The organism is Mesorhizobium sp. M7A.F.Ca.CA.004.06.1.1, assembly GCF_003999135.1.
In the GTDB taxonomy this organism is placed as follows: Bacteria; Pseudomonadota; Alphaproteobacteria; order Rhizobiales; family Rhizobiaceae; genus Mesorhizobium.
This window is the reverse complement of record NZ_RZPQ01000385.1, coordinates 1-5,545: the sequence shown is the minus strand read 5'-3', so window position 1 is coordinate 5,545 and position 5,545 is coordinate 1. Positions and strand designations below refer to the sequence as shown.

Annotated in this window: 6 protein-coding genes; 1 reads left to right on the top strand and 5 read right to left on the bottom strand. The window is 57.1% G+C overall.

Annotated features, from left to right (window positions below):
* Window positions 1-243 (top strand): hypothetical protein (locus EN906_RS21215; protein ID WP_164777274.1); only part of this gene is annotated, 243 nt, incomplete at its 5' end.
* A 262-nt stretch (window positions 244-505) separates the two neighbouring features.
* Here EN906_RS21215 and EN906_RS21210 read toward each other — a convergent pair.
* The 5 genes from EN906_RS21210 to EN906_RS21190 all read right to left on the bottom strand — a co-directional run.
* Window positions 506-721, bottom strand: a complete 216-nt coding sequence (locus EN906_RS21210) for a hypothetical protein (RefSeq protein WP_127268451.1) — start codon at window positions 719-721, stop codon at window positions 506-508.
* 184 nt (window positions 722-905) lie between these two features.
* Window positions 906-1,274: a hypothetical protein gene (locus EN906_RS21205; protein WP_127268450.1), complete on the bottom strand. Its 369-nt coding sequence runs from the start codon at window positions 1,272-1,274 to the stop codon at window positions 906-908.
* Between the two features lie 91 nt (window positions 1,275-1,365).
* Window positions 1,366-2,247 (bottom strand): hypothetical protein, encoded by an 882-nt coding sequence (locus EN906_RS21200; RefSeq protein WP_127268449.1) that lies wholly within the window; start codon window positions 2,245-2,247, stop codon window positions 1,366-1,368.
* 10 nt (window positions 2,248-2,257) lie between these two features.
* Window positions 2,258-3,520: an alpha-2,8-polysialyltransferase family protein gene (locus EN906_RS21195; RefSeq protein ID WP_236382846.1), complete on the bottom strand. Its 1,263-nt coding sequence runs from the start codon at window positions 3,518-3,520 to the stop codon at window positions 2,258-2,260.
* Between the two features lie 661 nt (window positions 3,521-4,181).
* The coding region (locus EN906_RS21190) for an ABC transporter substrate-binding protein (protein WP_164777273.1) at window positions 4,182-5,545 on the bottom strand (1,364 nt) is incomplete at its 5' end.

Sequence of the window (5,545 nt, the reverse complement as noted above, 5' to 3'; positions counted from 1 at the left end):
GCGCCGATCTGCGTGCTCGACGAAGTCGACGCGCCGCTCGACGACCACAATGTCGAACGCTTCTGCAATCTCATGGACGAGATGGCGGCCACCACCGAGACGCGTTTCGTCATCATCACCCACAATCCCATCACCATGGCGCGCATGAACCGGCTGTTCGGCGTGACCATGGCCGAGCAGGGCGTCAGCCAACTGGTGTCGGTGGACCTGCAGGCGGCCGAGGCGATGCGCGAGGCAAGCTGATCCAGATTGCGCTGCCTGCGAAGGGGCCGCTCCGGAGCAATTCAGGAAAAGTGTGCAAGCGGTTTTCGCCCGGCAAAAAATGTCAGGGCCGCGGACTGTGCCTGTGCGAATGATGCTTGGCCGAGGACCAGACGAAATAGAGCGATCCCAGTTTCAGCACAGGCACCCTGCGATCCCGCTCGCGATCACGCAGTTCGCGGTAGGTCTTCACCTTCAGTGTGCCCCCCGGCAATCTGATTCGCAAAGCCATGATGCATAGAGCTTACGTGCTTTCTCCAGTCGATGGAATGTTCATTTCAAGCTCATCGTCAGTATTCGAGCTCTTGGAGGGTCGATCGGGAATTGTACTGGGCCACCAGATGACGAAATATTTGCCAAACTGCCAGACCGGGACTTCGCCCTTGTGCTCCCGTCGCCGCAACTCATGACGTTGCTTGACCTTCAACACGCCACCCGGAAGCCTGATCTTGATCGTCATCGTCCCTCAATACTGATGGCGCGCTTCCTGGGTGCCGCGCCCGAAGCTTCATCTGTCCGGCCAAGGTAGAAAAAACCGCCCACTCTCGGATCGGACCGTTGCAATCCGATTTCGCCGAGTCAATGGAGCCGGGGGCGAACTCCTCTGGCTATCGGCCCCGTGCACAAAGGGCTTGAGAACAGGCTCAACCTCTGCGCCGCAAGATCCAGTTCACACAGATCACGGCCACGAGGCCACACGCGATGCCGACGCAATCGGCAACCCAGTCGGACACGTCCAGATCACGTCGTATCAGCGCCGTGCCCTGGAGGACCTCGATCGCCGCTCCAACAACTGCAAGGAAGACGATCAGCCTGATCTTGCGATCAGGCCAGCCGAGCCCTCCAAGGAAAGTCATGACGGCAAAGGCGCTGGCGTGATTCAGCTTGTCGTAATGGAAACCGATATCGATCCCGTACTCCTCGAGTCCGGGTATAGGCACCAGTGCAAGGACAAGAACAGCGACAAGCGTGCTGAAAAAAGCAATCCGTTCGGCGGCTGGATGAAGTCTCATTCTGCTCCAATCTGTGCCTGCCCGCCGCGAAGGTCGAAACCGGCTCGGTATTGGCGGTTCAGGCTGAAACTCAGATCGACGACGTTGTCTTTCAAAGCCGCAATTTTTGCTTGAGCCTTTTCAGCCAGGTCTGTTCCGCCTCATCCTGGTCTTGATGCGCCGGGACATAGCGCGGCCGTATCTTTTTTCCTTTGATGTAGAATGGCTTTTCGACTTCTCCAACCAGGTTGACGAAAAGCCGGGATTTGTTGGTGGGTTGGCGGACTGTGACGCCGTGGACCGATTCAATCGAATTGATGAACAATACAAGAATGTTCTTGTCGTATTTAACTGTTTCGACGCATTCCAAATGGGTGTCGTCGACATAGGCATCATTGAAGAGTGTCGCTTTGGCTTTCAGCGTGGCGTATTTGGACTTGAAACGACTAATTGTCAGGTCCCCGCCAACGGCATCATAATCTTCCGGCCTCATATAAAACAGGCCAGAAAATAGCTTGTCGCCATTGTCGATGTGGCTTGTCCGCACCGATCCGGCATTGGTTACCGGCGTGTTCCCGCTGAGCATCGCATCCATCAGTATGTCGCGCGTTGCATAGGTGTCACTAAACCTGATGCCCGCTTTCATACTCTTGAGGCGTTCATAATTGGGATAATAATCAGGGTAAAGCTTGTGAATATCGTCGTAGAACAGGTCGGCGAGTTCGTCGAAAAATGCTTGAGATACGTGGTAGGCGATAAAATCGCGCCATATTTGCGGCACAGCTTCGTTCGACCGAACGCGGTGGGCCTCATAGTCCCATCTGGTGTTGTTGCGGCGCGTATCAATTTCGAGCGCTTCCGGAGCGGGAAACGTGTCGGCCAACTCCTGGTAGAGATCGAGGGGAAGGGCGTCGCGCAGGATGATGTGTGGAAACGGCTCTGATCGAACGTCGGCCCTGGTGGCACGTTGAAGGACTGAAAGCGGCTTTGACATCGATGGTGTCTCAGATCGAGTTTGCCTGAGTTGGATTCAAAGGATCGTGTTCAACCTGTTCGGGGCTGCCGCCTTTCAACGGATCCTTGGTTGCGTTCAAAGATTGGAGCCCTGAAAAGGGCTCCGCATGGGCTTTCACCATTTCGCTCATCAGAATATCCGCGCCAGTCATCAGGGGGATCAAGGTTTCCGCAAATGTGTATGTTTTGATGCCGTAAAGCCACTTCAGGTAGAGAAGGGCAGCTGACGTGCCGGAGACGCACCCAACAATGTTCATCCGGGATACGACAAGCTCTATCGGATATATGTGCGGAAGGTTCGCCTCCATGATCCTGGTGCTGGCGTCGGCCGTCACATTGCCGATGGTATCCAGCAATTCGGGGAAGAAGGGCGTGCTTATTCTGGGATGTTCCTTCCAGACGACGTCGTATCCTCTCTCAACGATCTGCTCCGCAATGCGTCTATAGATCGCCGCCTCGTGCGCGTACGACATTATGCCGTTTCGCGACAATGCCTGGCCGAGCAGCAGGATCCGTGGGTTGGCTGACGCACGGCAATGTTCATTGCCGCCGGAAAGCGCATCCCTGCAGGCTTCATCTATTACGTCGCGCATCAGCGAAGCGCCGACCTGAAATCTTGGTACGTTCTCCAGAGCATCGTGAATGGGGATTTCGTGGAGCAAAGAATAAAACTTTGTCACCCGTCTCAGATGGTGTCTTTCTATCTTGTCGGCCGCTTTCCTCAGTCGGAACGCCGGTGAAATTGTAGAGAGTCCTGCAATCAAGGCTCCGGTGATGCGCCGTCTAAACCTGGTGCCTGGCGGCCATGACATGGTTGAAATTTCGAATGGAAGGTATGACGTCAAGCCATCCTCATACAAAACGATCTTGGCTTCTGGGTATGAGTCCAGCAGTATTTTTTCCGATGGCCGGTTAACGAAGCAGGCCCAGATTTCAACCGCGGAACTCGCGTCGATGCCAATTGTGTCTCGGATCAGACGATGGATCCGGAAAATTTGCAGTTGCCCATATTTACGCTCGGACGTCAGAAGGTCGTATGCCCATATGATCCGTTTCCAGGTCCATACTGTAGACGCAAGTTCAGCAAGACCGGTCTTGAAATGCTCGGAAACGCCGGCCGTTTCATAGAGCAGAAGGTAATCCTCATGCTCCTCATCCGCCGGGGAGCTTCCATCCATTGTTGACTGGCGAAGAGAGGCAACCAGGCTGAGCAATTGCCAGCTGCCAAAGACGCAGCATATTCGAACTGGCAATTTAAGGTCTCCAGGTAGGATGGAAATAACGCCGCATGTTCCGCGATCTCAACCGCAAAATTGCTTCATGTCCGAAGACCGTGTGTGGCTCGGGGCGTTTCGCCAGCTTCATAATACTGCCTGTCGTCGACCGGAAAATATCTTGCAGATATTGGCGTCCAACGCCCGAGACAGGCTGGAGTTCCGCGCAATAAGCAGGCGAATTCAGTTCAATTGAGCGGCAGAGACCTGTTGAGATCCGGCATAAACATCAGGCGGCGGCAGACCGCTCATGCGGCTCGATCTTGCCGCTTCGGTTCCTGTCGGTACCAAGAGCGCGAATTCTCCCGGTTTTCGGGAAGGTCGTTGCCCGGGAAAGCGGGTTTCACTTCCATCAGTCAAAAGTAAGCTCCAGCCATGAACCGGAGCTTGATGATGACAGAGGCGGAAACCAGAATGTTTAACACGCTTGATGTGCCAGCCGGTCCGGTGCAGCGGCCCGGGATTCCGGCCGACCTGCCAAGGCATGGCGCGTGTGGCCGCACCTGTGCATCATGCCCGATGCGAAGCCTGCACTGCTCCTCGAGCGCCCTTGATGCCGACGCTTCGGCGCAATTTTCCCGGTGAGCAGGCGAAGGGCGGCGCCGGAAAATGCGCCGCCTGTCGGAAGGGTTGCCCGCGATCAGGCCGCGAGCCAGGCCCGGGTGAAGTCCTGCTCATAGGCCTGATGCATCTGGTAGCCCATCAAGGCAGGTTTCATATGGCAGAACAGCTTTCGCCAGTAGGGCTGAACGATGATGCCGGAATCCTGCAGCATGACCTGCAGTTCCTTCATCACCGCACGGCGCTGCTCCGGATCGGCGATGGCGTTGGCCTTGTGGACCTTGGCATCGAAGTCGGGATCGGCGAACCCTGTCTCGTTCCATGCCGAACCGGTCTGGTAGGCAAGCGCATAGGTCTGGATGCCGAGCGGTCGGGCGTTCCAATTGGTGGTCGCGAAGGGATACTTCGTCCAGTCGTTCCAGAATGCCGATTCCGGGATGACAGTGCGTTTCACCTTGAAGCCCGCGTCGCGCATCTGCTGGGCGACGGCATCGGAGCTTTCCTTGCGGTAATCGGCTTCGACCGAGATCAGATCAAATTCGAAATCGAGCTGGCCGGCTTCCTCGAGCAATGCCCTGGCCCGGACCGGATCACGTTTGATCGGCGGCAAGTCGGCGTGTTCGGGATGCATCGGTCCGACATGATCGTTCTGCGCGACGATACCCATGCCGTCGGCGCCCAGTTGCAGCACCGCTTCGTTGTCGACCGCAAGCTGTATGGCGTTGCGCACGCGCTTGTCGTCATAGGGTTTGGCGTTGACGTTGCAGCGCGAGACCAGGGTGGCGGCAGTGACGATCTCGCTTTTCTTCAGGCCCAGCCTGTCGAGCATGGCGACGTCATAGGACTGCGTCTGCCCATTCAGGTCGATCTCACCGGATTCGAATGCGGAGACGGTGGCGGCCGAGTCGGTGCCGTAGTCGGTCCAGTCGATGCCGTCGAGGAACACCTCGCCGCCCCACCACGACCCGTCCGGCCGCTTGCGCACCGAGGCAGCAACGCCGACATCGAGTCTTTTAAGTTCGAACGGGCCCGTGCAAACGGGGTTGGCCGACAGTGGCGCCGCCTTCGGATTGAATGTGTGGTGGACGATCAATGCCGGATAGTCGGTCATCGCTGGGATGATGGTGATGTCGGGCTGAGACAGTTTCAGGACCACGGTGTGGCCGTCGCGAACCTCGATGGCACCAGTGCGCGCCACCTTGGTGTCGGGATCGATCAGCGCGGTCATGCGCCCGGCCATCGAGTTGCCGGCGGCATCCTTCTCGCACCAGCGCGTGATGTTGAAGGCAACATCCGTGGCGGTGAAATCGTCGCCGTTCGACCATTTCACCCCCGGGCGCACCTTGAGCACATATTCCGTCGCGTCCGCATTGATCTCCCAGCTCTGCAGCAGCACCGGCTCGAAGGTGAAATCCGGCTTCCAGCGCACCAGCGGTTCGAGAA

Coding starts and splice junctions, on each gene's coding strand:
- EN906_RS21210 (WP_127268451.1), bottom strand. CDS start 721: ATGACGATCAAGATCAGGCTTCCGGGTGGCGTGTTGAAGGTCAAGCAA.
- EN906_RS21205 (WP_127268450.1), bottom strand. CDS start 1,274: ATGAGACTTCATCCAGCCGCCGAACGGATTGCTTTTTTCAGCACGCTT.
- EN906_RS21200 (WP_127268449.1), bottom strand. CDS start 2,247: ATGTCAAAGCCGCTTTCAGTCCTTCAACGTGCCACCAGGGCCGACGTT.